The sequence below is a fragment of the Anaerobiospirillum succiniciproducens DSM 6400 genome (assembly GCF_000482845.1).
Classification (GTDB): Bacteria; Pseudomonadota; Gammaproteobacteria; order Enterobacterales; family Succinivibrionaceae; genus Anaerobiospirillum; species Anaerobiospirillum succiniciproducens.
In genome coordinates this window covers 1-3,544 of the sequence record NZ_AXWV01000123.1, presented here as the reverse complement: position 1 = coordinate 3,544, position 3,544 = coordinate 1, and the positions used below count along the sequence as shown (strand labels likewise).

At 40.2% G+C, this 3,544-nt stretch carries 2 protein-coding genes; both read left to right on the top strand.

All coding sequences use genetic code 11. The annotated features are described in order from the left end of the window. Positions 1 to 72: 72 nt before the first annotated feature. On the top strand, positions 73 to 840 hold the full coding sequence (locus tag H524_RS0111730) for a hypothetical protein (protein ID WP_027940326.1): 768 nt from the start codon (positions 73 to 75) through the stop codon (positions 838 to 840). Positions 841 to 1,780: 940 nt separating this feature from the next. After that, entirely contained in the window at positions 1,781 to 3,364 is a 1,584-nt protein-coding gene (locus H524_RS0111720; RefSeq protein ID WP_027940324.1) for a hypothetical protein, read from the top strand. The last annotated feature ends 180 nt before the right edge of the window (positions 3,365 to 3,544 follow it).

Genomic DNA, 3,544 nt, shown 5'->3' with positions numbered 1-3,544 from the left:
GGGGATGTGTTTATACATTTAGTTCACCATGCAAGAAAAGCAGGCATAAAATTTACATCACTATAAACGTCTATGATTCAGTATGTCAAACAATGCGTGACTGGCGTTAATTTTTATTTTAGCGAAAAGTTTCAATCTTTCGCTCCTTTAACCAATGTTTACAGTAATGATAAGAGCTGTAAGTGCCAGTGGAAAGAAGCTTATAACGCCTTAAAGCATGACAACAGAGCGTGTATTAAAAACGCTACCATAGGCAACCTAATGAGTGCCCTTGGAGCTCTGTTCGTGTTAAATCTTTACTATCGTGATCTAAACAGCAGTGACTATAAGTTTTACTTAAACGGAGAGCTGTTCGATAGTCGTGTGGGCTCTGAGATATTCTCGGTTAATTGCTGTTCAGCATTGGATTTAACCTTTTCAAGGAACATGGGTGATGAGTCAATTAATGGACTTTCAGAAGACAGTCTAAAAAAATCGATATATATCAAAAGATTTGATAGCGAGACTATGAAGTTTTTTCATAAAAATGAATGTTTAGACTCGGTGCAGACCTGGATAAACGTAATGAAGTCTCCTGAAATGAAGCCATTTATTGATAACCCAAATAGTGATGAGTATAAAGGCCTTAGTCTGCAAGATATTTGTCTGAAGCTTGGTGGTGTCGACTTAGTAAAAAAGATCATTGCTTTCGAACATGGGGTTAAAATCTTCGGACCTAAAGGAATTAGGGGTAATAGAGAGCTTTTACTTAACACCCATGGTCAAATTTACGAAACACTGAAATATGAAGAGTTTGTACGTAGACTTAGGTTAAAAGACCAATTGCCATTGGTGCTCTAGATATGGCTCCACACACTAGTGTGCATTAACAGGCTTTGGCCTAACCATTAGCATAGTTCTCAGCACGGTATATTTGATATCCCTTTGGAATCACTGCACTGACTCTGATGAACTAATGCTTTTGATGCTAACGCTCAGTGCCGTTACATGTTCTAATCTAGCCTTAATGGCTTTGGTTTGAACAAACCATAATCTTATCTAGAGATCGCGCTCCAAGCTCAACTCTTCGAGCTTAGTGCGGTCTCACTTAGCGGTCATGATTGATGATAGGGATAGAGCATCGATCGTGACCGCTATCTTCTAGTGGCATGAAAGCCGCTCTCATCTTTTTATCATCTAATGCCGTGCACTCAAGAGCTGCCAACTTAATACATGCTTGATCTGCATGCTTTGCCTGTCGTTCTATCATTTGATCTTGGCGAATATGTATCTGGAATTTACGAGTATGAGTGGATCCAGGATTGAGTAAGTGATTGGATTCGAGACGCACTCAACAAAGCCATGAGGAATTTGGTAGATTATGTTGCTCAATGCTGTATTCTGTATCTAACATATGGCTAGATTGAAATTCTCATATCTCATAGAGCTGTCTTGAACTTGCTAAGCAGGCTCTTCGTAACGATTCTTGATGAATGTCGCGCTAACTGCGTGCAAGTGCGCTGATTTCAATAAGACATTTATCCTAACTATCGATGTAAGTCAAGCATGATGACAGTAATAATATGGCGATCTCGTAACATGATCGTTATCACATATACGCGCTAGCCGCAAAGTGCTCTTTAAAAATTAGTTTGTCATAGGCAACTAGAGTGATCTAAGGATCACTTTTGATGTCTAATCTAGCAATATTTTGATCTGAGGATCATGGTAATAAAATAGCGTTTGAGCGTCGATCTCTTTTTCGATCTAATGCATCTATAAGCATTACTTGAGGTGCAGTATGAAACAGAAGAAAGACAAAGCCGAGACAGCGAAAGCTATCTTCTCAAAAGAAAACTTAGGCTTTATCAATGAGCCTGACTTAGTAGAGACTAGTAAACTGCGCTTAAATGCACTGGCTAATGCTTTAGAATGCATGTATATCGATGTAGACGATAATGCTGACGACAGCAACTTGTGCACGGATGAAGCAAATAACCACAGCAATAAGGACGCTGAAAGAATATCTGCCTTGCTGACTCAAGATGAGTTGGATAAGTTCGACGATGAGGTCCATCAGGCTTTTAAGATTGCTTCAGGGGACATTACTAAAATTCGTAATGCGATAAACAAGTTCTACTGCTTATGCAGGAATCTGCTTCCTGAAACAAGAAAACACTGCAGAGTCATCTATCCCATTTACTTTGTTGTTTTCATATCCATCTTTGCAGGGTTCTTTGGAGCTAAGTACGCAAGGGAAGTGTCTGAGTTTTACAACAAGAATAAGGTAAAGTTATCTCTGTTGGTGCCTGATATGCCGCCTGTAGAGCACAAGCTCTCAAAGTCTACTGTTGCTAAAGCAAGAGTAGGACTAAACGAGTCAGCGCTTACAGAGATATTTAAATTCTTCTTCAGCTCCACAGCTTTTATAAAAGTTCTGACTGTTACCTATAATGATGATAAGTACTTAACGAATCGAGACGGGTTAATGCCAACATTGGCTTTTGATGGCCAAGAAATGAAAGCTACTTATAGAGACAATGACCCTAACAGAAAGCACAAAGGCGCTGTTATAACTACAGTCATTAACTGTAACGACAGAACGGTCGCAATCTACAAAATCGCACAGAAGAAGAACCAAGAATCAGGGTGCTTCCTACTTGCCTTGAAAGAAAAGCTTATAGACATCACAAACTGTGTAGTGATGTCAGACGCTCTCAACTCAAGATGCAATGTAACAATGGCAATAGCAGAGGCAGGAGGATTTTTCCTGATGCCATTAAAGAACAACCAAGGCAACAAGGCGCTTAATATTGCAGCATTGGATGCTTTTGCTAAGGCAGAGGCAAGTGGTGAGAAGATTGAGCGTCAAGTTTACTTAGACATCGACCATGGCCGTATTGAGGAGAGCATCGTGGAGGTGTTACCACTTGAAGGTAACATTGATGACAATGATAATCCTCATAAGTACGGCAAGGTCATTGTGAAGTACACAAAGAATGTTATCAACCCACATGCAGACGGCAAGGAGACAGTCAATACACGTATCTACATAAGCAATCTTGAGTACGAAGGAGAAAAGACCGCGAAACAATGCTTGTCTTCAATCCTAGACTACTGGACGGTAGAAGCGCATCACTACACACTCGATACTTCATCCCTTAATCAAGATAGGTTTCATGCTAAAAAGCGCGGTTCTATCTGCTTTGAGGCTTTCATGAACAAGAGCATAGTAAACGTCGCAACCGTACTTCGTAATGCTCTAACAAAGCATCAATGCCGAAAGAGACCTTTGACGTATAAGGAGACATTTGAGTATATGCGTAATCTTACGTTCACATCTTTCTGGGGTCTGCTATCAGCAATGATCCCAGCGCTAGAGTGACAAACTAATTTTTAAAGAGCACTATGCGCATAGGCAAGTGGAGTGATTATGATATGTGATCCCGGTCATTTCGTAGGATCGCCATACAGTAATAATTTAAAAAATATTCTGAGCTCACACGAATTACGGCATAAGACAATAGCACCGTAACACCAACCTTAGCTTAGGAGGCTAAGTGGC